This is a genomic window from Arthrobacter sp. NPDC056727 (assembly GCF_042790555.1).
Taxonomy (GTDB): domain Bacteria; phylum Actinomycetota; class Actinomycetes; order Actinomycetales; family Micrococcaceae; genus Arthrobacter.
In genome coordinates, this window is the sequence record NZ_JBHTZA010000010.1 from 121511 (window position 1) to 146215 (window position 24705).

Genomic DNA, 24705 nt, shown 5'->3' on the forward strand with positions numbered 1-24705 from the left:
GGGACTAATCATCCCTGAGGTTGGGGTCCCTTCAGCACGTAGCCGCGCATGATTGTCATGATGGCTGCAACGCTTTGGTCACGGCTCCGCTCGGGGTTGTAGGTCTGGCGGTCCAGCCCCACCACAAAGCAGGCACCGAACACGGCCGCTTCCAGGCTTCCCCGCGAGATGGAGGCGTCCACCGGGTACTGCCCGGCCACGCTTTCGATTGCCGTGCCGATCACCTGCAGCAGCCGGCCCCGGAGCTCCACGAAGGTGTCCTGCCACTCGCTCGGGGTGCGCCACTGCTCGCCCACCCACAGCCGGGCAAAGGACGGATACTCTGCCATGAAATCCATCGCCTGGCCGATCATGGCCTCCATGCCCGCCAGCGGGTCCGCCTTCCCGCCCCGCACGCTGAGCAGCCGCGCCTCGAGAATGTCCACCCCGTGCCGCAGCAACTGGGCGATGAGGTCCGACTTGCTGCCGAAGTTGTAGTAGACGGTCCCCTTCGACACGCCCGCCGCAGCGGCAATCTCGTCCACCGTCACACCTGACGCACCGCGTTCGCCGATCAGTTCCATGGACGCCTCGAAGAGCTTCTGCTTCGTGGCGTTGGTTCTGCCGGGGCGAAGCTTCCTTGGCGCGACGGGGTCTTGATCCGCCTCCAGCGTGCTCATACGGCGATCTCCGGTTTCAAGGTTTTCAGGGTCCAGAACTTGTTCTTGCGGACGGCCAGCGTTGACAGGGCCATCCCCAGCAAAGTGTAGCCAAACAGCCCCACCACCGTTGCCGGAATCAGGGACAGGTCAGCCCCGTAAACCAGGTGCCGCATGCCGTCCACCACATAACCCATCGGCAGGACCCGGTGGACGGCGTGCAGCGGTTCGGGCGTGGTCTGCCACGGGAAAGTGCCGCCGGAGGAGACCAGCTGCAGCACCAGCAGGATGAGCACCACCAGCTTCCCGGGCGAACCGAGCAGCGCCACCACGCCCTGGATGATGGCGCTGAACGCCATGGCGGCAGCCAGCAGGAGCAGCCACATCAGCCACGGATGGGCAGGCTTCAGTCCCAGGCCCATGGTGACGACGACGGTGAGCAGGCTTGCCTGCACGGCGGCGACCGCCAGGAACGGAAGCCAGCCGCCGACAGCGATCTTCCAGGCCGGCGCATTGGAGGCCAGGGCGCGCTGGGTGACGGGACGCATCGCCTGGACCAGCATGAAGATGCCGATCCAGAGGGCAAGCGTCATGAAGAACGGGGCGAGCCCGGCTCCGTAGGAACCGGCTTTTGCCTGCGAGACGTTGCTGACCGCCACGGGGTCGGACATCACGGCCGAGAGGCTGCTCCTCTGCGAGTCGTCGGGGTGGGGGACTTTGCCGGCGCCCTGGGACAGCCCGGCAGCCAGTTTCCCGGCACCGGCCGCGGCGGTGCCCGCGCCGCTCTCCAGCTGCGCCGCACCGTCGTCGAGCTTCTGGGCGCCCGCCGAGAGGGCGGCGGCGCCGTCCACCGCCGTCTGCTCTCCGGCCGCCAGAGCCGAAACGCCGGCCGCCAGCCGGTCTGCCCCGGCAGACGCCGTCGAGATGCCGCCCGTCAGTGCCGGAGCCGCGGCGGCCAACCGCGCTGCACCGGCGCTGACCGCAGCTGATCCGTCGGACAGCTGCTGGATCTGCGCGGCGTCCGCCTGGATCTTCGCCTTAGCATCACCGACAGGGCCGGAGGCGGCTGCGGCATCGGCCTCCGCGAGGACCCGGTCCGCCTGTTCCTGGGTGAGGACACCGGCGGCCACCAGCTTGCTGTTGGTCTCCTGCAGCCTGCTGCGGAGGCCGTTTTCAGCTGCTTCAAGCTGCCCGACGGCGTCCTGGACCTTGCTGTTGAGGGCCGCATTTCCTGCCGCAACCTGCGCCGCGCCGTCGGCGAGGCGCTGCGAGTCCGCCGGAAGCCCCGAGGTCTTGTCCCGCAGCTCCGCCAGTCCTCCGCTCAGCCGTCCGGCACCGGCCGACAGCTCATTGCCCCCGTCGCGCAGCTTGATCTGGCCGTTGTAGAGATCGGCAGCGCCGGTTTCCAGCTTCCCGGTTCCCGCATGCAGGGTTGCTGTGCCCTCGTGCAGGCGGGTGACGCCGTCGGCAAGCTGGGTGGCGCCGTCGGCGGCCTTCACCATCTGCGTGTGGATGGTGCCGAACCCGGTGAGGAGCTGGTTGGCCGTCTCCGCGCCCACTTCCTTGGCCACCGAAGCATGGACGGCCGTGGTCAGCTTGTCCACGATGGTGCTCAGCAGATAGTTGTTGGCGTCGTTGGTGGTGACGTTGAGCATGGCTTGGGTGGCCGAGTCGAAGCTGCCTGGTGAGGCCAGGTTGGCGGAGAAGTCCTTGGGTATCTTGAGGGCGAAGGCGTACCTTCCGTCGCTGACGCCCTGGTCCGCCTCCGAGGCAGACGGAACCGACTGCCAGTTGAACACGTGCCCGTCCAGGAGGCTGTCTGCCACTTTCTGCCCGGCCTCCAGCCGCGTTCCGTTGCTGGTGGCTGCTCCGGCGTCCTCCACCACGAGCGCAGCGTCGATCCGGTCCAGGTTGCCGTACGGATTCCAGTTGGCATAGAGGTACACGGCGCCGTAGAGCAGCGGGACCATGGCGAGGGCCAGGACGGTCAGCTTTGGCAGCAGTCCGCCGGTCATGCGCTTGAGTTCGGAGCGCGCCAGCCGGAGGACAGTCACTTGGCCACCCCATCCGTCAGGCTGGAGTTTTTGTCCAGATAATCGGACTTCGGGGGCGTTTTGCGGCCATTATGTGTACAAAAACTCTCCTCGGCCGGAGCGGAAACAACGTTGCCTACCGCGGCGGACGGTCCGGTCCAGCCGTCCGGGAGGGCGCTGACAGTAGCGACGACGGCGAGGGGCCGGCCGCCGTCGTGCGCCAGTGCCGTAAGCCGCGGCAGCCAGTCGGCAGTGTCGGCGCCGTGCCGGTCGGGGGAGTCCACGACGAGGAGGTCCGTGCCGGGGTTGGCGAGGGCGAGCGCCGTGAGGAGTTCGGTGCGGCGGGCGGGAGGGAGCTGCTCCGTCCACATGCCGGCCACATCCTCGAAGCGGTTGACCTTCAGCCACGGCTTGCTGAGCAGGGCACCGCGGTAACGCCGGGGAATCAGGGCCAGGTCCTCGGTCACGAGATCCGCGACGCTCAGGTGCTGTTCGGGTTCGTTGACGCCGGGGGAGTCCACCAGGGCGCTGGCGCGCCGCAGCGGCCGGACCCCGGCGGAGCCGTCCCAGCTGACAGTGCCGCCGTCGGATTTCATCCGGCCGCTGAGGGCGAGCGCGAGGGCCGTCCGCTGGTCCTGGCGTTCGCCGGCCGCCAGCAGCAGTTCGCCGCGGGCCACCTGAAGGGAAGTCGGCGGCAGGAGGTCGACCCGCCGGCCTTTCACGCTGAGCTGTCGTGCGCAGAGCAAAGGGAGCCTTTCGCAGAAGTTGTCTGCAATAAGGCTAACTGAACTGACTAGTCAGTTCAAATAAGCATCAGAGGCCGTACTTCTCCAGCAGCCGCAGCCAGACCTCGCTGATCGTGGGATAGGAGGGCACGGCGTGCCAGAGCCGGTCCAGCGGCACTTCCCCGACGACGGCGATCGTCGCTGCGTGCAGGAGTTCGGCGACGTCGGGCCCGGCAAAGGTTGCGCCGAGGAGCACCTTGCGGTCCTCATCCACCACGAGCTGGGCCCAGCCTTCATAGTTCCGGGCGTGCAGGGAGGAGCCCGCCACCTCGATGGGCAGCTCCACGGACGATGCGTTGTAGCCGTCCTTGCGGGCCTGCTCCAGCGACCTTCCCACGTTGGCCAGCTCGGGATCGGTGAACACCACGTTGGGAATGGCGTGCTGGTCGGCTGTCTGCGCATACCGGCTCCACGGCTCGGGCTCCCCGCGTAGCTCGCCCTTGGCGCGGGCGGCGATGGCCGCCCCGGTGGCCCGGGCCTGGTATTTGCCCTGGTGGGTCAGCAGCGCCTTGCCCGCGGCGTCGCCCACCGCATACAGCCAGGGGCCGTCGCTGTTGCCCGATGCTTCCGCCACCAGGCCGGTGCTGTCCGTGCGGATGGCCAGGGGCTTGGAGTCGCCGGCGGACAGCCCCACGCTTTCCAGCCCGAGTCCTTCCAGGGCAGGACGCCGCCCCGTCGACACCAGCAGTTTGTCCACGGTGACGGTGTCACCGCCGTCGAGCGCGAGGGTCAGGGAGCCGTCGGAATTTCGCCGGACACTGCGGGTCTTGGTATCGAGCCTGAGCTCCACCCCGTCAGCCCGCAGCCCGGTGGCCACCAGCTCCGCAGCCTCTTTGGGAAAGTTGCCCAGCAGGCCGCTGCGGGCCACCAGTGTGACCGCGGACCCGAGGCGGGCAAAGGCCTGGGCGAGCTCCGTTCCGGCGACGCCGCCGCCCAGCACGCCAAGCCGTTCGGGGATCTCCTTCGCCGAGGTCGCCTCCCGCGTGCCCCAGTACTCAACCTCGGACAGCCCTTCCACTGGCGGCTGGTTGGGCGTGGAGCCGTTGGCAAGTACGACGGCGTGACGCGCCGTGAGTGCGTAATCGTCGCCGTCCAGCCCGGCTACTTTGACCGACCGCTCGCCGGTGAGCCGTGCCCGGCCGCGGATCAGTTCGATCCCCGCGCCGTCCACCCATTCCACCTGGCTGGCATCCTGCCAGTGCGAGGTGAAGGAGTCGCGCCGCTTGAGGACCGCGGCCGCGTCGAGTGTTCCGGTAATGGCTTCGCTGGCACCCGGGACTGCTTGGGCTCCGTGCAGTGCGGTGCCGGGGCGCAGCAGCGCCTTGGACGGCATGCAGGCCCAGTACGAACACTCGCCGCCCACCAGTTCGGATTCCACGAGGACCGCCGTCAGGCCTCCCTGCACCACCCGGTCGGCAGCGTTCTCGCCCGCCGCGCCGGCGCCAATCACAATGACATCGAATTCCCGTTCAACAAGTCGTGGCATGGCATCAGACTACGCCCGCCGTTGCCGCGGACTTCGGCACCCGGTGCTGTAACAATGGAGCCGGCCATTCTGGGGACGTGGGACATCCGATACGGTGAGGAAAAGTACGGCCAGTGCAAAGGAGCCCTCCATGCAGCCCTCCAACGTGGTTCCGCCCGCCCGGTTCAGCGCCCAGGCACGGCTGCGTGCCCTGCAGTCGGACATCATGGAGCTGATCCTGGAGCGCGAGCTGGAGCCCGGAGACGCCCTTCCCACCGAAAACGAGCTGTGCCTTGCCCTCGGCGTGGGCCGGAACACCCTGCGGGAGTCGCTGAAGGTCCTGCAGGCGCTCGGGGTCATCGAAATCCGCCACGGCTTCGGAATGTTCGTGGCGCCCAGCAATTTCGAGTCCCTCGCTGACGGCCTGATTTTCCGTGGGCGGTTGTCGCTGCGGCACCAAGGGCTGGAGGCGCGGCAGCTGGTGGATGTCCGGCAAGCGCTGGAAGCGGGGCTTATCGGCAGCGCGATCGGCGTGATGACGGCGGAACAGCTGGCCGCCATCGAGGAGGCCGTGATCCGCATGGAGCAGAGCGCTGCGGCGGGGGAGGCCTTTGTGGAAGCCGATGCCGACTTCCACCGCCGGCTCTTCGAACCCCTCAACAATGAACTCCTGCTGAACCTGCTGGGCGTCTTCTGGAAGGTGTACCGCAACATCTACACGGAAGTTGGCCCAGGGGTGGAGGACTTGCCGGCGCTCGCGGCCCTGCACCGGAGCATCTTTACGGCCGTGGCGGCCGGGGACAAAGCGCGGGCAGCCCGCGAACTGACCCATCACTTCGAGGGGTTCCGCCAGCGGATACGTGATGCGGTGGGCGAGTAGGGCGTTAGGGTCCGGGCCCGCGGCGGGCCGCGGCCCCGCGGGCGGCGGCCAAAGCGGCGGCCTGTGCTTAACGCAGAAGGTCCGCAACCGGGTTCCCGGTGCGGACCTTCTCTTTGTGCGCCCAAAGGGATTCGAACCCCTGACCTTCTGTTCCGTAGACAGACGCTCTATCCAGCTGAGCTATGGGCGCATCTTCCGGTTCTCAGTGAGCTTTTCTCGCTCACCCCCGAACCTCGAATAACTTTACGGGAGAACGGCCGGACTTCCAAATCGAGGACCATGTAATTTACACAACTAGACCGGTCTATGTGACCTTCGTCACTAATTTCAACTTTTCTAAATCGAAATTCCGCGAGTTTCCGCGGAACTTGCTTCCAAATCGGAAGGAGGTCCGATGTCTGACAGGGAATTGGTCCAGATCATCAGAAATAGCATTTAGCACACACCACCGAACCCGAGGAAGGGAACCGCAATGGCCCACTTGGCGCGACTGCCGCTGCTTGAGAAAGCACCCACCACCCACGCTGGCCTGCTGGCGTGGGTTGAAGAGGTCGCTGGGCTGACCCAGCCGGACCGCATTCACTGGGTTGACGGCTCCGAGGAAGAAAACACCCGCCTCACCGAGGAACTCGTCGCTCACGGCACGCTGAAGCGGCTGAACCAGGACCTGTTCCCCAACTCCTTCGCGGCCTTCTCGGACCCCGCTGACGTGGCCCGCGTCGAAGAGCAGACCTTCATCTGCTCCGAAAACAAGCACGACGCCGGCTTCACCAACAACTGGATGCCCCCGGCGGAGATGAAGGAGAAGCTGCGCGGGCTGTTCGCCGGCTCCATGCGCGGCCGCACCATGTACGTCATCCCGTTCGTCATGGGGCACCTTGACGCCGAGGACCCCAAGTTCGGCGTCGAGATCACCGACTCCGCCTACGTGGTTGCCTCGATGCGCATCATGGCCCGCATCGGCACGGACGTCCTGAACAAGATCACGGAAACCAACGCCTTCTTCGTTCCCGCCCTGCACTCCCTGGGCGCTCCGCTGGAGCCCGGCCAGGCGGACGTCCCGTGGCCCTGCAACCCGGACAAGTGGATCGTGCACTTCCCCGAAGAGCGCTCCATCTGGTCCTTCGGCTCCGGCTACGGCGGAAACGCCCTGCTCGGCAAGAAGTGCTACGCCCTGCGCATCGCCTCGGTCATGGCCCACGACGAGGGCTGGCTTGCCGAGCACATGCTCATCCTCAAGCTCACCTCGCCGGAAAACAAGACGTACTACGTCTCGGCAGCCTTCCCGTCCGCCTGCGGCAAGACCAACCTCGCCCTCCTCGATCCCACGATCGACGGCTGGAAGGTTGAGACCCTCGGTGACGACATCACCTGGATGCGGTTCGGCAAGGAGGGCGAGCTCCGCGCCGTCAACCCCGAGGCCGGCCTCTTCGGTGTGGCACCCGGCACCGGCTGGGGCACCAACCCCAACGCCATGCGTGCCATAGCCAAGGGCAACAGTATCTTCACCAACGTTGCACTGACCGACGACGGCGGTGTCTGGTGGGAGGGTATGACGGAGGAAACCCCGGCGCACCTCACCGACTGGCAGGGCAACTCCTGGACGCCTGAGTCCGGCAAGCCCGCAGCCCACCCGAACTCCCGCTTCTGCACGCCGATCGACCAGATCGACATGCTGGCCGAGGAGTACCACAGCCCGAACGGTGTGGAGCTGTCCGCCATCCTGTTCGGCGGCCGCCGCAAGACCACCATCCCGCTGGTCACCGAGGCCCGCGACTGGACCAACGGCATCTTCATGGGCTCCACCCTGTCCTCGGAAACCACCGCTGCCGCGGCCGGTGCCGTCGGCGTGGTCCGCCGCGATCCCATGGCCATGCTGCCCTTCATCGGCTACGACGCCGGCGACTACCTGAACCACTGGGTCAACCTGTCGGCCAAGGCCAATCCGGAGCGCCTGCCCAAGATCTTCCTGGTCAACTGGTTCCGCCGCACGGCCGAGGGCGGCTTCGCGTGGCCCGGATTCGGGGACAACGCCCGTGTCCTGAAGTGGGCCATCGAGCGGCTCGAAGGAAAGGCCGACGCCGTGGAGACCCCCATCGGCTTCGTCCCGACCGGCGACTCCATCGACCTCACCGGACTGGACATGACCCCCGCGCAGGTGGAGGAAGCAGTCCACGTCGACCCCGACGAGTGGAAGACCGAGCTCGCCTCGATCGAGGACTGGTTCGCCAACTTCGGCGATTCGCTGCCCGCAGCGCTTCAGCAGGAGCTCGACGGCCTGAAGGCCCGCCTGGCCTAGTCCCCTCTGCCTCCCCAATCTCGCAAACTCGATTGGGGCCCCTCGGCACCGTGGGCCCACACCTGGCCTAGACCACTAAAGTACGGCGGCCCCGCACCTTTTAATCGAAAGGTGCGGGGCCGCCGTCGTCCGTTAGGAGTTTTTGTACAGATAATGGGGGTTTAAGGGCCCTCAAGTCGCGACAGCTGTACAAAAACTCCGGAGTGGGAGGGGCTAGGAGGCCAGCCAGATGTCCGGGCCGAAGACCTCGTAGTGGATCTTCGTCGCCGGGATGCCGGCGTTGATGGCCTCGTTGCGGATGTTCTTCATGAACGGCAGCGGGCCGCACAGGTACAGCGACGCGTTGGCCGGAAGGTCCACCTCGCGCAGGGACATGAAACCGGTCTTGGACCCGGCTTCCGGCTGCTCGAGCCAGAGGTGAAGGTCGGCGCCTCCGAGCCGTTCGACGTCGTCGGTCATCTGGGAGCGCAGTGCCCAGCTGTCCAGGGTGCTTTCGGCGTGCAGGACCAAAACCTGGCGGTTCGAACCGGACTCGGCAAGGGAACGCAGGATGGACGCCGTGGGGGTGCAGCCGATGCCCGCGGAAGCCAGGACCACCGGACCGTCGCCGTCCTTGAGCGTGATTTCGCCGTAGGGGTTGGAGATCTCGATGATGTCGCCCACCGCCACGTCGTTGTGCAGCACGGGGGAGACCTCGCCGCCGTCGTCCAGTTTGGTGGTGAAGCTGCGGCTGGTGCCGGCGTGGCCGGAGAGGGAGTACTGGCGGACCTGGCGGAGGCCGTCCGGCAGGGTGACCTTCACGCTGACGTACTGGCCGGGGAGTGCTTCGGTGACGGGGGTGTCGTCGGCCGGTTCCAAAGTGAAGGTCATGGAGCCGGTTCCGGCGGCGGTCTTGGCGGCGACCTTCCAGGGAGTCCACATCTTCCCGTTGGCCTGGGCGGCGTAGAGGCCCTTTTCAAGTTTGATCAGCGCGTCCGCCATGAGCCAGTAGACCTCGGTCCAGGCTTCGGCAATCTCGGGGGTGATGACCTCGGCCAGATCCTCAGCGATCGCGGCGAAGAGGTGCTCGTAGACCACTTGGTACTGCGGTTCGGTGATGCCGAGGGAGGCGTGGCGGTGTGCGATGCGGGACAGCACCGTCTCCGGCAGGGTGCCCGGATTGGTTACGAGGTGGCTCGCGAAAGCGGCAATGCTTCCGGCCAGCGCCTGCTGCTGGTTGCCGTTGCGCTGGTTGGAGCGGCTGAACAGCCCGTCCAGGAGTTCCGGGTGCGCGGCGAAGAGCCGGGCGTAGAACTTGGGGGTGATCTCGCCGATTCGTGAACCGACCAGGGGAAGGGTGGCTTCGATGACAGGACGGGCTTTGTCCGAGAGCATTGACACTCCTGAGCTAGTGGTCCGGGGTCTTTGGCCGGACCGGAAGTGCGGATACTGGCATTTGAAATGCGAGTTTCTGCTGAGTCATTTCTACACCCTGTAGAACTGTTTTTCCAAATGCGGCGGGGGCCCCCGCCGGGGGCCGGGGGATGGGGCGTCCCGCGGGCGGCCGCGGCACGGGCGCAGGCGCCGGCCGGCCGGGCGCTGCTGCAGACGGGGCGCGTCAGGCGCCGGGACGAAGTCCGATCGCCTCAAACACGGGCGTCATCTGACGCGAGGTGGGCAGATCAGCCACCACGACGTCGTCGAGTTCGCGGTAAAAGGCCTCGCGCGCCCGGGCGATGGCCCCCCGGAGTCTGCATTCATTGATGAGGGGGCAGCTGCCGGCGGGGCCGATGCACTCGGCGGCGTCCTCGCGGGTGTCCAGTTGGCGCAGCACCTGGCCGACGGTCACGCGGCGGCCGGCGGCGCTGAGCCTGGAGCCCCCGTTGCGGCCGCGCTCGACGTCGATCAGTCCCATCATGCGCAGCTTGGCGACGGCCTTGCTGACATGGTTATAGGGGGTTCCGACGGCGTCCGCGACGTTCTGGGTGGTAAGCAAACCGCCCTCGGGTGCGGCAGCGAGCACCATCAGGGCGCGCAGGCTGACGTCCGCGAAGGCGTTGATTTTCATGCTTCTAGCCTAATGGCCTGTGCAAATCGCCGGTTTGTCCGCCCTAGTCAGTCCAAATCACTGGCTCGTTGGTGTCGGCGGCAAGGTCCCCGAACTCCCAGTCACTGCCCGCGTTGTTGGGCGAGTAGGGCAGGACGGCGGCGAACACCGCGCCGTCCCGGTGCTCGGTGGCCACATGGATGGCGTCCGAGTCCTCCTCCACCAGGGTGATGTCACAGACAATGGCTGCCGCGCGGAACTCGTCCCGGTGCTGGCGCAAAAGTTCGGTGATGTCGCGGATCATCGCGTCGGCGTCGAACTCGGCGTCGCCCTGGGCCTCGGGATCTGCCGGCGAAACAGCCACCAGGCGGACGTCGCCGTCGTTCTCCATCACGAGGGCGAACGGCACAAACCCGCCGCTGCGCTCAAGCTGCTCCTGGGCGGCGGCCAGTCCGGTGCCCAGGAGGTCTTCCAGGTCCGTGGCCGTGGCGTCCGGCACGGACGAACGCCACGACGACTGGGCCGGGGTCGAATCAGGTGATGCCACGGGCTGCCCTAGCTGCGGACCAGGGCCAGGACACGGTCGCGGACGCGCTCCATGGTGGCCCGGTCCGTGGCCTCGGCGTTCAGCCGCAGGTACGGTTCGGTGTTGGACGGACGCAGGTTGAACCAGAAGCTGCCGTCGGCGGCGGTGAAGGTGCTGCCGTCCAGGTGGTCCACTGCCACGTCCTCGGTTTCGAAGTCTGCCCGGACACGCTCGACGGCGCCGGCCTTGTCCTCGATTTCGGAGTTGATTTCGCCGGAGGAAATGTATGGTTCGTACTCACGGCCGAGCTCCGACAGCGGGCCGTCCTGTTCGCCGAGGGCGGCCAGCACGTGCATGGCGGCCAGCATCCCGGTGTCCGCGTTCCAGAAGTCGCGGAAGTAGAAGTGGGCGGAGTGCTCCCCGCCGAAGATGGCGCCTTCCTCTGCCATGACGGCCTTGATGAAGGAGTGGCCTACCCTGGTGCGCACCGCCCGGCCGCCGTCTTCGGCGACGAGCTCCGGCACCGCGCGGGACGTCAGGAGGTTGTGGATGATGGTGGGCTGTGCCTCGCCCTGCGCCTTCGCGCGGGCAATTTCGCGGCGGGCCACCATGCCCGTGATGGCCGACGGCGAGACCGCCTCGCCCTTTTCGTCGATGACGAAGCAGCGGTCGGCGTCGCCGTCGAACGCAAGGCCGATGTCCGCGCCGTGTTCGACGACGGCGGCCTGCAGGTCGCGCAGGTTTTCCGGCTCGAGGGGGTTGGCCGGGTGGTTCGGGAAGGAGCCGTCCAGTTCGAAGTAGAGCGGAACGATGTCGAAGGGCAGTTTCGGCAGCAGTGTGTCGCCGAGGACGGCCGGCGTGGTCAGCCCGGCCATGCCGTTGCCGGCATCCACCACCACCTTGAGGGGGCGGGAGCCGGAGAGGTCAACAAGCGTGCGCAGGTACTCGGCGTAGTCCTTCAGCACGTCGCGGACGCCGATCTGGCCCTGCGTCTCGGCGGCCGGGATGGAGCCCGTGTTCAGGTACTGCTCGGCGAGTGCCTGGATTTCCTTCAGGCCCGTCTCGGAGGAGATGGGGACGGCGCCGGCCTTGGCCATCTTGATGCCGTTGTATTCGGCGGGGTTGTGGCTCGCGGTGAACGTGGCGCCCGCGGCGTTCAGGGCTCCGCACGCGTAGTACAGCTCGTCCGTGGAGATCAGGTCCAGCAACTGGACGTTGGCTCCGCGGGTGGCGGCGCCGCTGGCGAATGCCTTGCTGAACTCGGGGGAGGAGGGGCGCATGTCACCGCCGACCAGGACTGTCTGGGCCTCAAGGCCAAGCACGTCAACGAACGCTGCGCCTACGGCTTCGACGATTTCAGCGGTGATGGAGTCGCCCACGATGCCGCGGACGTCATACGCCTTGAACGAGGCCGAAAGGTCATAAGTACGGGTCTGGTCGCTAGTCACGGCACTTATCTTACGGGCTAGCGTGCGGCGCCCTGTGGAGGGCAGGTCACAGAAGTGCGCGCCGGCCGTTGTCCACATGGCCGGTGCCCGGGGTTTGGTGTGTCAGAGGCGGCTGGGATACTGAATCAATGGCAAATAACCAGCATGCTCCGGTCCTTTCGTCTGCCCCCGGCCCCTCCGGTGCCGGCGCCGGAAGCGGACAGGAACCCGCCACCGGGACCCGGGGCCAGGCCCTGTCGGTGCTGCGCGAGCTCGTGGGCCGGGCGGATGCCGACTTCCACGACGGCCAGTTTGAGGCCATCGAGGCACTGGTCGACGGTGGCCGCCGGACGCTCGTGGTGCAGCGGACCGGCTGGGGGAAATCAGCCGTCTACTTTGTGGCGTCCCTGCTGCTCCGCCGTCGCGGGGCCGGGCCCACGCTGATCGTTTCGCCGCTGCTTGCCCTGATGCGCGACCAGGTCGCGGCCGCGGCCCGGGCAGGCGTACAGGCCGTGGCCATCAACTCCGCCAACCAGCTGGAGTGGGACACCGTGCGGGAACAGCTTGCCAGCGACCAGGTGGATGTCCTGCTGGTGTCCCCGGAGCGGCTCACGAACCCTTCCTTCCGCGAGAACCAGCTGCCCGAACTCATTCGGCGGACGGGACTGCTGGTTATCGACGAGGCCCACTGCATCTCCGACTGGGGCCACGACTTCCGGCCCGATTACCGCCGCATTGCCGATCTCATCACTCAGCTTCCGGATACCGTGCCTGTCCTGGCCACCACAGCCACTGCCAACTCCCGGGTGGTCCACGACATCGAGGAACAGCTCGGCGACGGCGTGCTGACCATCCGCGGCGCGCTGGGCCGGGAGTCGCTGCGGCTGGGGGTCCTTGCCCTGCCGGACTCGCGCGAGCGTCTCGGCTGGCTGCTCACGCACCTGGCCGATCTGCAGGGCAGCGGGATCATCTACACCCTGACGGTTTCCGCCGCCGAGGATACCGCCAGGCTTCTTGCGGAGGCTGGCCACGAGGTCCTGGCTTACACGGGCCGCACCGACCCCGCGGACCGCGAGCGGGCAGAGCAGCTTCTGAAGGACAACCAGGTCAAGGCTCTCGTGGCCACGTCCGCACTGGGGATGGGCTTCGACAAGCCGGACCTCGGTTTCGTGGTGCACCTCGGCGCCCCGTCGTCCCCGGTTGCGTATTACCAGCAGGTGGGCAGGGCCGGCCGCGGCGCCGCCAACGCGGACGTCCTGCTTCTGCCCGGGTCCGAGGACCGCGAAATCTGGCAGTACTTTGCCACGGCATCCATGCCCTCCCAGGAGAAGGCGACTGCCGTGCTGACCGCGCTGGCGGAAGCCGGATCTGCCGTGTCCACCGTGGCCCTGGAAGCCCGGGTGGACCTGCGCCGGACGCCCCTGGAACTCCTGTTGAAGGTGCTTTCCGTGGACGGTGCCGTGGAACGGGTCGGCGGCGGCTGGCGGTCCACCGGCATGCCGTGGACGTACGACGCAGAACGGTACCGCCGGATCGCGGAAGCCCGGGTGGACGAGCAGGACTCCATGGTCATCTACCAGGACACGGCCGGGTGCCGGATGGAGTACATCACCTCCGTCCTGGATGACGAGACCGCAGCCGCGTGCGGCCGTTGCGACAACTGCGCCGGACGATGGTTCCCGGCGGATGTCGCCTCCACCGCCACGGAGGCTGCAGGGCAGACCCTGAGCCGCGCCGGCATCGTGCTGGAGCCGCGGCTTCAGTGGCCCAGCGGGATGGACCGCCTCGGCGTGCCGGTGAAGGGCAAGATCAAACCCGACGAAAACACGGCGAACGGCCGTGTGCTCGCCAGGCTGACGGACCTGGGCTGGGGCGGCGCGCTGCGGGAGCTTTTCGCCACCGGTGCTTCGGACCGGACAGTGGATCCCGCCATGCTGCAGGCCTGTGTCCAGGTGCTGCGCGAATGGGGGACCGGTGATGCCCGGCTTCCGGGCTGGAGCGGTGCAGGCAGGCCGGCTGCGATTGTCAGCATGCCCTCGCGCAGCAGGCCCGAGCTCGTGGACTCCCTGGCGCGCGGCATCTCGCAGATCGGCCGTATCCCGTACCTCGGCCAGCTGGAGCTCGAACACGGCGGCCCCACAGGCGGCCGCGGCGGCAACAGTGCCTACCGGCTGGCCGGAGTGTGGGACCGGCTCGTGGTGGGGGAGTCGCTGGCTGCAGGGCTTGCAGGGCTCGGTGGCGGCAGCGTGATGCTTATCGACGACCTCGTGGACAGCCGGTGGACCGTTACGGTCGCGGGACGTGCCCTCAGGCGGGCCGGTGCGGGCGCGGTGCTTCCGCTGGCGCTGGCCCAGGCCGGCTGACCTCGGCCCCCGCGTGCCGGTGCAGGAGGAGGCTGTCCACGGTGCTGAGGAGCATCAGCACCGCAATCGAGAGGAACGCGCCGCGGTAGGCGGCCACGCCGCTGCCGTCCGGACCGGCTGACAGGACGACGCCCAGCCCGGACGAGAGCAGGGAATCCGACTCGAAGAGGCGCAGCAGCAGGGCGCCCACGGCGATGCCGGCCCCGGTGGCCAGCTGAACAAACGTGGCCGAGACGGCGTTGGCGGACGTCAGCTGCCCCGGCTGGATGTCGGCGTACTGGACCGACGCGTACGCGGAGAACCCGATGGAACGGAACGCCCCGCTGCACACTAGCAGCGCAAACACCAGCGGTTCCGGTGTGGCCGGGGTCAGCATCGCGCAGAGGGCGAAGGTCACGGCCGATGCCAGGGACGCGAACACCAGCACCGGCTTGAACCCGAAGCGCCTGATGAGCGGCGTCGTGGCCGGTTTGATGCCGATGTTCCCGATGAACACGGCGGCCACCATGATGCCCGCATGCAGGGGGCTCCAGCCGAAGCCGTTCTGGAACATCAGCGGCAACAGGAACGGCACGGCGCTGATGGTCAGCCGGTAGATGAAGCCGCCTGAGTTGGTGGCCCGGAAGGTGCGGGTGCCGAACACTGACAGGTCAAACAGCGGGTGGGCTGCGCGGCGCATCCAGAGAACCGCGGCGGCCAGGGCGAGAACACCGGCCACGATGCTCGGCCAGGTCCAGGCGCCGCCGGGGTGGCCGCTGGCCAGTTCAAGGCCCGCCACCAAAGCGCCCACGCCGGCGGTGGTGAGCGCAAGTCCCAGCCAGTCCAGCCGGCGGTTCCGGTCGCCGGGGACCGCAGGGACCAGCCGCAGCGCGGCCAGGAAAGCTGCGGCGCCGAGCGGCAGGTTGATCAGGAAGATCCAGTGCCAGGACAGGTAGGTGGTCAGCGCGCCACCCACGAGAGGTGCCAGGACCGGCGCGAGCAGCCCCGGCCAGACGAGGTAAGCCGTGGCGCGCAGCAGATCCGATTTCGGGGTCCCGCGAAGCACCAGCAGTGTGCCCACCGGCACCATCATGGCCCCGCCCAGGCCCTGCAGGACGCGGCTGACGGTCAGCACCGTGAGGTCCTGGCTGGCGGCGCACAGCAGTGACGCCACGGTAAAGACCGCGATGGCCAGGCAAAAAATCCGCCGGGCCCCGAGACGTTCCGCCAGCCAGCCGCTCAGCGGGATGCCCATGGCCACCGTCATCAGATAAGCGGTCATGGTGATGTTCACGCTGGCCGACGGCACCCCGAAGTCCCCGGCGATGCTGGGGATGGCGGTGGTCAGCACCGTCCCGTCCAGGAACTCCATGAAGAACGTGGCCGCCACAAGCAGGGCCAGCCGGGGGCTCCAGGCCTGATTGGCGGAGAGTTTGTCCATACAATCATCCTGCCACCGGAAAGCGGTTTATCGCCTTGAGCGTCCGGCACGCGGACGCCCGCTGTACGGGCGGAGGGAAAGCCGGGACTGCGGAACGAAGGAACCCGGGAACGCAAAAGGCCCCGGTCCGAGGACCGGGGCCAAACGCGGAGACGGGGGGATTTGAACCCCCGGTCGAGTTTAACCCCGACCCTTCATTAGCAGTGAAGTCCATTCGGCCGCTCTGGCACGTCTCCAATTGCTATTACTAGCCCACCAAGGATACGCAGAACCGGCCATTCAGTGCAAAACGGCCGGGGCGGCCCCGCCAAAAACGCGCCGCTCCTCGGAAACCAGAGGAGTTTTTGTACAGCTCTCGCGGGTTGGAGTGCCCTTAACTCGTGATATCTGTACAAAAACTCCAAGGGGTGGCGCGGAAAACTTCGGGGCCTACGCGAAGTCCTGTGGTCAGGCCGTGCCTTCCGCCAGCGCCTTCCACAGGAAGTGCTGGCTGCGGCCCTGGAGCGCGGCGGCCTGCCGGTTGTCCGAGGCGCCGGCATGCCCGCCCTCCAGCGCTTCGTGGAACCAGATGTTGGGGATGCCCATGGCCAGCATGCGCGCTGCCATCTTCCGGGCCTGCACCGGGCCCACGCGGTCATCGGACGTCGCGGTCCAGATGAAGGTTTCCGGATAGTCCACGCCATCCTTCAGTTGGTGGTACGGCGAGAAGGTTTTCATGAACTCCCAGTGCTCGGGCAGGTCGGGGTCGCCGTACTCGGCAATCCACGAATGGCCCGCCGAGAGCTTGGTGTACCGGCGCATGTCCAGCAGCGGCACCCCGCAGGACACCGCACCGAACAGCTCGGGGTACCGGGTCAGCATGTTGCCCACCAGCAGCCCGCCGTTCGAGCCGCCCACGCAGCCGAGCCGTTCCCGACTGGTGACGCCCCGAGAGATCAGGTCCCGGGCCACCGCGGCAAAGTCCTCGTAGGCGCGGTGCCGGTTTTCCTGCAGAGCCGCCCGGTGCCACGACGGGCCGTACTCCCCGCCGCCGCGGATGTTGGCCACAACGTACACGCCGCCCCGGCTGTGCCCCTCCGCGGCGCCGTCGCCCTGGACCGCTGCCGTGCGCCGCTCCAGCCACGCCCGGCCGATGGTGCCGCTGTATGCCGGCGTGCGCGAGACCTCGAAGCCGCCGTAGCCGGAGAGCTGCGTGGGGTTCTGCCCGTCCAGCACCAGGCCGCGCGCCGCCACCTGGAAGTAGGGCACCTTCGTGCCGTCCGCGGAGACGGCGAAGTGTTGCTGCACCTCGTAGTCGCCATCATTGAAGAACGACGGCGACGCCTTCACCACCGCATGGCTGCTCACCACGCCTGCAGCACCGTCAGCCGAGGACCGGGACAGCGTCCCGCGGGTCAGGGTGCTCGGCGTCGTGAAGCCGGTGGCCACGAGCCAGAAGTCGTCCCCGGACCCGCCTTCCGCATCGTCCTCGTCGTCCACGGCGAAGGCGTTGACGTCGTGCAGTGGCGGGCAGGCGTCCAGCGGGGATGGGGACCAGGCCTCGGCAGGATCCAGCACGCGGATTTCCGAGGACACGTCCTTGAGCAGGTTCAGCAGGAGAAAGCTCCGGGTCCAGCTCCAGGACTGCAGTGAGGTGTGCGCGTCCGGGGCGAACAGCACCGTGAGCTCGCGATCACCGGCGAGGTACGCCTGGAAATCAGCGGCGAGCAGGGACCCGGCCGCGTGCGTGGTGCCGTTGACGGTCCAGTCGCGCTGCGGCCGGAACAGCAGCCATTCCCGGTGCACGCCGGTGTTCACGTCGGTGGGCACGTCCACCGGCACCCAGTCGCCGTCCTCCAGCACGAAGGTGCGGCGGTTGAAGAAGTCGATCCAGTCCACCGCGAACGTACGCTCAAAACCGGGCGTGGAGTCGTGGGCCACGATCGCCATCATGTGGTCCTCGGGGATCTCGAAGATGCGCGGCGCATCGCCTAAGGCGGTGCCACGGTGGACCCGCACGGCGGTCCGGGCGTACGACGACGCGGTGCGGGGGAGGTCCCCGGCGGTGCTGGCGACCAGCAGCGTGTCCGGATCGAGCCACGAGACGTTCCCCTTCGCCGTCGGGAGGTCAAAACCGCCGGCGGCGGGATCAACGAACGCCCGGGCCTCGACGTCGAACTCCCGGTAGCGGTTGGCGTCGCCGCCGTCGGGGGAGAGGGCCACCATCGCGCGCCGGTACGGCTGCCCGGGTTCCGGCCGGAGCAGGTTCGCTCCGTGGAAGACCCATTCCACGCCGTCGGCGGCGGCCAGGGCATCCACGTCGAGGAGCACCTCCCACTCCGGGGCATCGCTGCGGTAGCTGTCCCAGCTGGTCCGGCGCCAGAGGCCCTTCGGGTTTTGCTGGTCCTTCCAGAAGTTGTAGTACCACTCGCCGTGCTTGCTGACCATGGCGATCTTGTCCGTCGAGTCCAGCACCTCGAGGATCCCGCCCTCCAGCCGGGCATACTCGGCGTCCTCCAGCAGATCCTCCGTGCGGGCATTCTGCTCGCGCACCCAGGCCAGCTGTTCCTCGCCGTAGATGTCCTCGAGCCAGATGTTCTCGTCGGTGGGCGCGGGCGCGGTCTCCGTGGGGGCGGTGCCGGATGCGGGGGCGGAATCAGCTGCGGTGGTGGTCATGCGCCCATCCAAACAACATCCCCGCTCAGCTAGCAAGTCACATGCCGATACTCTGGAAGGCGTGGTTATTTTGCAGAGCATCCGGACGGCGCTGATTGGCGCAGGTCCGAGGGGCACCAGTGTGCTGGAGCGGCTGCTCGCCAACTGGTCCGCGGCCGCACCCGCCGGAGCCCGCCTGCACATCGATGTGATTGATCCGTTCCCCGCGGGGCCGGGGCACGTCTGGCAGCCCGGACAGTCCCGCCTCTATCTGATGAACACGCAGTCGTTCTATCCCACGCTCGTTCCCGAGGACACCGGGCTGGCCGCGCCGGTGGCCGGCACCACCTTTGACCGCTGGCGCACAGCCCAGCAGCACAGCCCGCTCCCGGAGCTCTCCGACGACGAGCGGGCTGAGCTCGCCGTGCTGGGGTCCGGTGACTTTCCCAGCCGCGCCATCTATGGCCGCTACCTGCGGTCCACGTTCGAGGAACTGCTCGCCGCGCTGCCCGACGGCGTCACCATCGAAGTGCACCAGGCGACAGCCACCGCCGCGCGCCGGCAGCCGGACGGAAGGTTCGACGTCGAACTCGACGACGGCGCAACACTCACCGTCGATTCCGTGGTCCTCGCGCTGGGGCACCTCGCGTCCCGCCTCAGCCCGGAACAGCGCGAACTGCAGGCAGCCGCCGCGCAGTTTGGCCTGCGCTACCTGCCGCCCGCGGTTCCTGCCGACGTCGACTGGAGCGTGGTCCCGGCGCAGGAGCCGGTCCTGGTCCGCGGGATGGGCCTGAACTTCTTCGATGTGATGGGCCAGCTCACCGAGGGCCGCGGCGGGAAATTCGTGGAGTCGGGGGATGGCCTCGAATACCTGCCTTCGGGCCAGGAACCGGTCATTTTCGCGGCGTCCCGGCGAGGAACGCCGTACCGTTCCAAGGCCAATCTCGCCGGCTACTATCCTGAGTCGGTCACGCTCCGCTACTTCACCGGGAAAGCCATCCGGAGGTTTGCCGCGGCCGGGATCGTTCCGGCATTCGACCTCGACCTCTGGCCGCTGCTGCACCGGGACGCGCTCTGGACCTACTACACCACCCTGGTGCGCTCGCAGCCGGAGGCCGTGCAGGACCATGACGCGTTCCGCAAGGACCTGGACGAGGCGCTGCACCCGCATGCCCACAGCACGGGCCGGTGGGAGGGCGACTTCAACGCTGTCGTTGGCCGCCATGTCCGTCCGGGCAGCCGGCTGGACCTGCGCGGCCTTGCCGCCCCGCTGTCCGGACGGAGCTTTGGCTCGCGCGCCGAGCTGGATGCCGCCGTCGTGGATTACCTCGACGATGACGCACGGCGCTCAGCGCTTGGCGAGGACGACCCCGTCAAGATGGCCATCGGCGCGCTGCACCGCGGCCGTGCCGTGCTGAAGACCGTGGTGGCCGACGGCGGGATCACCGATGAGTCATGGGTCGCCGGCCTGCGGGGCTGGTTTGAGTCGCTGGTGGAGGGCCTGGCCAGCGGGCCGCCGGCGCTGCGCGCCGAGCAGCTGGCGGCCCTGGCACGGGCCGGGATTGTCAGCTTCGTGGGACCGGACCCCAAGTTTGGGGTGGACCGCGGGAAGCGGGCCTTCACCGCGGCGTCGCCGTGGGTCCGGGGCGGTGCCGCCGAGGCGCGGACGCTGGTGGAGGCCCTGGCCCCGTCCAACCGCGTGGCCCTTAACGAGTCGCCGCTGCTGGAACAGCTCCTGGCGGACGGGATCGTGAGGCCGCGGACCATGATGACCGTGGAGGGCACGCCGGTGCAGTCCTCGGGGCTCGACGTCCGCGCGCACCCTTACCGTCCGGTGGCGGCCAACGGCGAGGTCAACGACCGGCTGTACGTGCTGGGCCTACAGCTCTCGGCCAGCCAGTGGGGAACGGCCATCGCCGCCGAGGCGGTCCAGAACTCGGGGCCGGTGTACCCGAGCGGCCAGCGCACCCTGCGCGACGCCGACGAGATCGCCCGCGCCATCCTGGGCCTGACCCCAAACCCTTCCTCACCTCCTGCCGCCTGATCCCAAACCCTTCCTCAGGTCGGCACAAAAAATGCCGGCCGGAAGCTTCCCAAAGGAAGCTGCCAGCCGGCATCCGTTCAGCAAATGGCTACAGGGCGCCCTGACCGCCAGTTTCGGCGTCGGCCGCGTCGCCCTGGCCCGTGTCGGCCACGAGCTTGAACCTGGCGCCGGTGGGGTCAGTCAGTGTGGCCAGCCGGCCGAAGGGGGTGTCATCCGGACCGTCGACGAGGGCCGCGCCCAGGCTGACGGCCTTGTCGATGGAGGCGTCCGCGTCCTCGACGGCGAAGTAGACCACCCAGTTGGAGGGGACCCCGGCGGGAAGGTCGGCTGTGGCGTCGTAGATTCCGGCCTTCGCGTCCCGGCCGGCCCCCAGGGTTGTGTAGCGGAACTCCGGGGTGTCACTCATGACGTCGGTGTTCCAGCCGAACACGTCCTGATAGAACTTCACCGCGGCGGCGTAGTCCTTGGTGTGGAGTTCGTGCCAGGCCGGCGCGCCGGGTTCGGCAACGAGGTCGAAGCCGCGCATTTCCTGCGGTTGCCAGGCGCCGACGGCGGCTCCGGAGGCGTCACCGAGGATGGCCATCTTGCCCTGCTCGGGAACGTCCATCGGCTCCATGTAGACCTGGCCGCCGCTGGCTGTGGCCGCTGCGGCCGTGCCGGCGACGTCGTCGGTGCGCAGGTAGACGGACCAGGTGTCAGGCATCGCGGCCTGGTCCTCCATCTTCTGCATGATGCCGGCGACGTTCTTGCCATTCTTGGTGGCGGTGATGTACCCGCCGTATTTTTCCTGGTCTCCGGTCTGGAAGTCCCAGCCAAAGAGTTCGCCATAGAACTGCTTCGCCTGGGTGGTGTCGGTGGTCATGAGGTCGATCCAGCAGGGTGCGCCGGGCGTGATTTCAGGTGTGGGCATAGCGTGCTCCTGGTGTGCTTTGCGGGACGTCCCCGCAGGTCATGGAGGTACTACGGACACGACCGAGACTATGCCGGGCGGATGACAGTTTTCAATGGGCGGTGCCGGGAAGGCAGCGCCGGGAGCACCCTCAGGGCCGGTCCGAGTATGACGTGGCCGGCTCCTGGTCGTCGTCGGCCTCGATCCACTCGATAAAGTCCTTCAGCGACATGCACCAGTAGTAGTCCGAGTAACGCAGGCCCTGTTTGTCAGCCTTGCTCATGACCTCGACCCCCACATGCAACGGTGGATGCGGAAACTCTTCCCGCGGTCGCGGGAAAGGGCGGTGCTGATTACAGTGAACGCCTTCGGGGCCTGCTGCGCATGAGTGGCGCGTACTCGAATTTTGCCGCGCAGGTACTCGGATTACTTGATTTTGGGCCCACGCCACGCACCCCTACTTACCGGTGGAAAGGGCCACTACTTGCCTGCCAAAAGGCACCTGTACATGCCCGCGCAAAAGGCCGGCCAAACCAACCTTTCGATTGGCCTGACCGGCCTTCTAAATGGCCGTCACCGTGCTGTTTGCACGGCGCCGGACCCTGCGCGGAAGGTAAGAGATTCGAACTCTTGGTACGGGGTTACCGCACACTGGTTTTCAAGACCAGCTCCTTCGGCCGCTCGGACAACCTTCCCTAACTAGTAGTGTTTCATAGGCAGTTGGCTGCAACAAAAAACGCCGCGTGGCAGTTGTCGCCGGTGCACAGTATTTTTGGGGCAGGAATCAGCTAGAAATCGGGAGTTCGCCATGAAAGCCGTCTTTATCTCGGAGCCCGGCGGGCCGGAAGTGCTGGAAATCCGCGAGGTGCCGGCTCCCGAGCCGGGCCAGGGCGAGGTCCTCATCGATGTTGTGGCGGCGGGCCTGAACCGCGCCGATGTCCAGCAGCGGAGGGGCTACTACCCGCCCCCGCCGGGCGCTTCGGAGATTCCCGGGCTGGAGGTTTCCGGCAGGATCGCGGGCTTCGGCCCCGGCGTCACCAAGCCGTTCTCCATCGGGGACAAGGTGGTGGCGCTGCTGGCCGGCGGCGGTTACGCGCAGCAGGTTGCCGTGCCGTCGGAACAGGTGCTGAGGATTCCCGACGGCGTCGACCTGGTTACCGCTGCTGCCCTGCCTGAAGTGGCGGCCACCGTGTACTCGAACCTGATCATGACCGCGCAGCTGCAGCCGGGGGAGACCGTCCTGATCCACGGCGCGACCGGCGGCATCGGCACCATGGCCATCCAGCTGGCCAAGGCGTTGGGCGCCACCGTGGCCGCCACCGCGGGCACCGACGAAAAAGTCGGCACCGCCAAGGCGTTCCTGGGCGCCGACATCGCCATCAACTACGCCGAGGAAGACTTCGCCGAAAGCCTCCGCGCCCAAAACGGCGGCAAGGGTGCCGACGTCATCCTCGACGTCGTGGGCGCCAAGTACCTGCAGAAGAACGTTGACGCGCTGGCCGACTACGGCCGGCTCATCGTCATCGGGCTGCAGGGAGGTGCCAAGGGGGAACTGGACCTCGGCCAGCTGCTGAGCAAGCGGGCCGCCGTCGTGGCAACGGCGCTCCGCCCCCGCCCGGCCGCCGAGAAGGGCGTCATTATGACGGCGGTCCGGGACTCCGTGTGGCCCCTCGTCGCTGACGGCCGGATCCACCCGCTGGTGGCCAAGACCTTCCCGCTGGACCAGGCCAGGGCAGCCCACAGGTACTTCGACTCCGGCGAGCACGTGGGCAAGGTCCTGCTGGTGATGTAACGCTGCAGGTGTCGGCCAAACGGACATAGATACTCAGTATTGCCATCCGCCAAAAGTCGGGCTAGGCTCAGGACATACGCGGTATGCACGCGTCTTGGGGGTGCGTGCATGCCGCCGACTTCCAGCCAAGGAGCCACATGTCCATCCGCCACAGCCTCCTCGCCCTCCTGCAGGACCAGCCGCGTTACGGCTACCAACTCAGGGTCGAATTCGAAGACCGCACCGGCTCTACCTGGCCGCTCAACATCGGGCAGGTCTACACCACCCTGGACCGGCTGGAACGTGACGGCCTGGTCAGCAACGACGGCGGTGACGGCGAAGGCCACGTCGTGTACAGCATCACCGAAGCCGGCAGGGCGGAGGTGCAGGGCTGGTTTGCCACGCCGGTGGAACGAAGCAATCCGCCGCGGAACGAGCTCGCCATCAAACTGGCGCTCGCCGTCACCCTGCCGGGGGTTGACGTGGCAGCCATCATCCAGGCCCAGCGCGCCGCGTCCATGCGTGCCCTGCAGGACTACACGAAGTCGCGCCGGGACACGGCCGCGAACCAGCGGGCGGCAGACACCGCCTGGCTGCTGGTGCTGGACTCGCTGATCTTCCAGACGGAGGCCGAGATCCGCTGGCTGGACCTGTGCGAGGCCAGGATGGTGCAGCTTGCGCAGGCCTCCGGGGCGCGCAGCCAGGCACGTAAACCGTCCAACGGGGTCACTGTAAAAGAGGCTGCCCCGCTCACAGCGGAGAACCGCCGGTGAGCGTCCAGGGGCCGCAGCAGGTCCTTGAGCTCGCCAAAGTCAGCAGGACGTTCGGTCAGGGGGCCACCGCTGTCGCCGCCCTGCGGGATGTCGACCTCACGGTCAACGCCGGGGAATTCGTTGCCGTAATGGGGCCGTCCGGCTCCGGCAAATCATCCCTGCTGGCGCTGGCCGGGGGACTGGACCGGCCGACGTCGGGCGGTGTCTTTGTGGAGTCGACGCCCCTGGCGGGGCTGGGACTGAACGCGCTGGCCCGGCTTCGGCGCCGTGCCGTGGGCTATGTCTTCCAGGACTTCAATCTTGTTCCGACGCTGTCCGCCGCGGAAAATGTCGCCCTGCCGCTCGAGCTCGACGGCGTGACGGCCAGGAAGGCGCACCGGCAGGCACTGGACGCCCTGGGGCAGGTGGGGATCCCCGAGCTGGCGCACCGGTTTATGGATGAAATGTCCGGCGGGCAGCAGCAGCGCGTCGCCATCGCCCGCGCCATCGTGGGGAGCCGCCGGCTGATCCTCGCCGACGAGCCCACCGGCGCGCTGGATTCCACCACTGGCCACGGGGTGATGGAGGTGCTCCGGTCCCGGGCCGACGCCGGTGCCGCCGTCATGCTGGTCACGCATGAAGCGCGGCACGCCGCGTGGGCGGACCGGGTGGTGTTTATCCGCGACGGCCGGATTGTGGACGAAGCAGTGGCCATGCACGATCCGGCGGTTCTCCTGGCAACGGCCGGCTGAG

Annotated in this window: 19 protein-coding genes and 3 tRNA genes; 7 read left to right on the top strand and 15 right to left on the bottom strand. The window is 67.7% G+C overall.

Annotated features, from left to right (window positions below; genetic code table 11):
- Nucleotides 1-8 precede the first annotated feature (8 nt).
- The 4 genes from ACFRAH_RS12205 to ACFRAH_RS12220 all read right to left on the bottom strand — a co-directional run bounded on the left by ACFRAH_RS12205 (nt 9) and on the right by ACFRAH_RS12220 (nt 4942).
- A complete protein-coding gene (locus ACFRAH_RS12205) occupies nt 9-659 on the bottom strand; it encodes a TetR/AcrR family transcriptional regulator (RefSeq protein WP_377991145.1) in 651 nt (216 codons plus the stop codon).
- On the bottom strand, nt 656-2692 hold the full coding sequence (locus ACFRAH_RS12210) for a YhgE/Pip family protein (RefSeq protein WP_377991146.1): 2037 nt from the start codon (nt 2690-2692) through the stop codon (nt 656-658). The genes ACFRAH_RS12205 and ACFRAH_RS12210 overlap by 4 nt, the downstream gene beginning before the upstream one ends.
- The gene (locus tag ACFRAH_RS12215) at nt 2689-3417 is read right to left on the bottom strand and encodes an ABC transporter ATP-binding protein (RefSeq protein ID WP_377991147.1); all 729 of its coding nucleotides are present in this window, start codon (nt 3415-3417) and stop codon (nt 2689-2691) included. The genes ACFRAH_RS12210 and ACFRAH_RS12215 overlap by 4 nt, the downstream gene beginning before the upstream one ends.
- Nucleotides 3418-3484: 67 nt before the next feature.
- Nucleotides 3485-4942 (bottom strand): dihydrolipoyl dehydrogenase family protein, encoded by a 1458-nt coding sequence (locus tag ACFRAH_RS12220; RefSeq protein WP_377991148.1) that lies wholly within the window; start codon nt 4940-4942, stop codon nt 3485-3487.
- Nucleotides 4943-5072: 130 nt separating this feature from the next.
- On the opposite strand from ACFRAH_RS12220, the gene ACFRAH_RS12225 reads away from it, so the two are divergent.
- Nucleotides 5073-5801 (top strand): FadR/GntR family transcriptional regulator, encoded by a 729-nt coding sequence (locus tag ACFRAH_RS12225; RefSeq protein WP_377991149.1) that lies wholly within the window; start codon nt 5073-5075, stop codon nt 5799-5801.
- 116 nt (nt 5802-5917) lie between these two features.
- Here the strand turns inward: ACFRAH_RS12225 and ACFRAH_RS12230 are convergent.
- Nucleotides 5918-5991, bottom strand: a tRNA-Arg gene (locus tag ACFRAH_RS12230).
- 282 nt (nt 5992-6273) lie between these two features.
- Here ACFRAH_RS12230 and ACFRAH_RS12235 point away from each other — a divergent pair.
- On the top strand, nt 6274-8100 hold the full coding sequence (locus tag ACFRAH_RS12235; protein WP_377991150.1) for a phosphoenolpyruvate carboxykinase (GTP): 1827 nt from the start codon (nt 6274-6276) through the stop codon (nt 8098-8100).
- A 213-nt stretch (nt 8101-8313) separates the two neighbouring features.
- Here ACFRAH_RS12235 and ACFRAH_RS12240 read toward each other — a convergent pair whose 3' ends face one another.
- From ACFRAH_RS12240 to ACFRAH_RS12255, 4 genes are all read right to left on the bottom strand, one after another.
- Nucleotides 8314-9474: a globin domain-containing protein gene (locus ACFRAH_RS12240; protein WP_377991151.1), complete on the bottom strand. Its 1161-nt coding sequence runs from the start codon at nt 9472-9474 to the stop codon at nt 8314-8316.
- A gap of 223 nt (nt 9475-9697) precedes the next feature.
- Entirely contained in the window at nt 9698-10147 is a 450-nt protein-coding gene (locus ACFRAH_RS12245) for an RrF2 family transcriptional regulator (protein ID WP_377991152.1), read from the bottom strand.
- 43 nt (nt 10148-10190) lie between these two features.
- Complete coding sequence (locus tag ACFRAH_RS12250; protein WP_377991153.1) at nt 10191-10673, bottom strand: hypothetical protein; 483 nt, start codon at nt 10671-10673, stop codon at nt 10191-10193.
- An 8-nt stretch (nt 10674-10681) separates the two neighbouring features.
- Complete coding sequence (locus tag ACFRAH_RS12255; RefSeq protein ID WP_377991154.1) at nt 10682-12100, bottom strand: phosphomannomutase/phosphoglucomutase; 1419 nt, start codon at nt 12098-12100, stop codon at nt 10682-10684.
- Nucleotides 12101-12228: 128 nt separating this feature from the next.
- Between ACFRAH_RS12255 and ACFRAH_RS12260 the strand changes: the two genes are divergently transcribed.
- The gene (locus ACFRAH_RS12260; RefSeq protein ID WP_377991155.1) at nt 12229-14442 is read left to right on the top strand and encodes a RecQ family ATP-dependent DNA helicase; all 2214 of its coding nucleotides are present in this window, start codon (nt 12229-12231) and stop codon (nt 14440-14442) included.
- On the opposite strand, the gene ACFRAH_RS12265 is transcribed toward ACFRAH_RS12260, so the two are convergent.
- The 3 genes from ACFRAH_RS12265 to ACFRAH_RS12275 all read right to left on the bottom strand — a co-directional run bounded on the left by ACFRAH_RS12265 (nt 14387) and on the right by ACFRAH_RS12275 (nt 18517).
- Nucleotides 14387-15862, bottom strand: a complete 1476-nt coding sequence (locus ACFRAH_RS12265) for an MFS transporter (RefSeq protein WP_377991156.1) — start codon at nt 15860-15862, stop codon at nt 14387-14389. The two genes, ACFRAH_RS12260 and ACFRAH_RS12265, sit on opposite strands and share 56 nt — an antisense overlap.
- 147 nt (nt 15863-16009) lie before the next feature.
- A tRNA-Ser gene (locus ACFRAH_RS12270) sits at nt 16010-16098 on the bottom strand.
- A 211-nt stretch (nt 16099-16309) separates the two neighbouring features.
- On the bottom strand, nt 16310-18517 hold the full coding sequence (locus ACFRAH_RS12275) for a prolyl oligopeptidase family protein (RefSeq protein ID WP_377991157.1): 2208 nt from the start codon (nt 18515-18517) through the stop codon (nt 16310-16312).
- 61 nt (nt 18518-18578) lie between these two features.
- On the opposite strand from ACFRAH_RS12275, the gene ACFRAH_RS12280 reads away from it, so the two are divergent.
- Complete coding sequence (locus tag ACFRAH_RS12280) at nt 18579-20540, top strand: FAD/NAD(P)-binding protein (protein ID WP_377991158.1); 1962 nt, start codon at nt 18579-18581, stop codon at nt 20538-20540.
- A gap of 88 nt (nt 20541-20628) precedes the next feature.
- On the opposite strand, the gene ACFRAH_RS12285 is transcribed toward ACFRAH_RS12280, so the two are convergent.
- The 3 genes from ACFRAH_RS12285 to ACFRAH_RS12295 form a co-directional block, all read right to left on the bottom strand.
- The gene (locus ACFRAH_RS12285) at nt 20629-21450 is read right to left on the bottom strand and encodes a VOC family protein (protein ID WP_377991159.1); all 822 of its coding nucleotides are present in this window, start codon (nt 21448-21450) and stop codon (nt 20629-20631) included.
- Nucleotides 21451-21580: 130 nt separating this feature from the next.
- Nucleotides 21581-21712: a hypothetical protein gene (locus ACFRAH_RS12290; protein ID WP_377991160.1), complete on the bottom strand. Its 132-nt coding sequence runs from the start codon at nt 21710-21712 to the stop codon at nt 21581-21583.
- A gap of 324 nt (nt 21713-22036) precedes the next feature.
- A tRNA-Ser gene (locus tag ACFRAH_RS12295) sits at nt 22037-22124 on the bottom strand.
- Between the two features lie 113 nt (nt 22125-22237).
- Here ACFRAH_RS12295 and ACFRAH_RS12300 point away from each other — a divergent pair.
- The 3 genes from ACFRAH_RS12300 to ACFRAH_RS12310 all read left to right on the top strand — a co-directional run bounded on the left by ACFRAH_RS12300 (nt 22238) and on the right by ACFRAH_RS12310 (nt 24704).
- Nucleotides 22238-23221 (top strand): NAD(P)H-quinone oxidoreductase, encoded by a 984-nt coding sequence (locus tag ACFRAH_RS12300; protein WP_377991161.1) that lies wholly within the window; start codon nt 22238-22240, stop codon nt 23219-23221.
- A gap of 137 nt (nt 23222-23358) precedes the next feature.
- Nucleotides 23359-23973 (top strand): PadR family transcriptional regulator, encoded by a 615-nt coding sequence (locus ACFRAH_RS12305; protein WP_377991162.1) that lies wholly within the window; start codon nt 23359-23361, stop codon nt 23971-23973.
- A complete protein-coding gene (locus ACFRAH_RS12310) occupies nt 23970-24704 on the top strand; it encodes an ABC transporter ATP-binding protein (protein ID WP_377991163.1) in 735 nt (244 codons plus the stop codon). Before ACFRAH_RS12305 ends, ACFRAH_RS12310 begins: the two co-directional genes overlap by 4 nt.
- The last annotated feature ends 1 nt before the right edge of the window (nt 24705 follow it).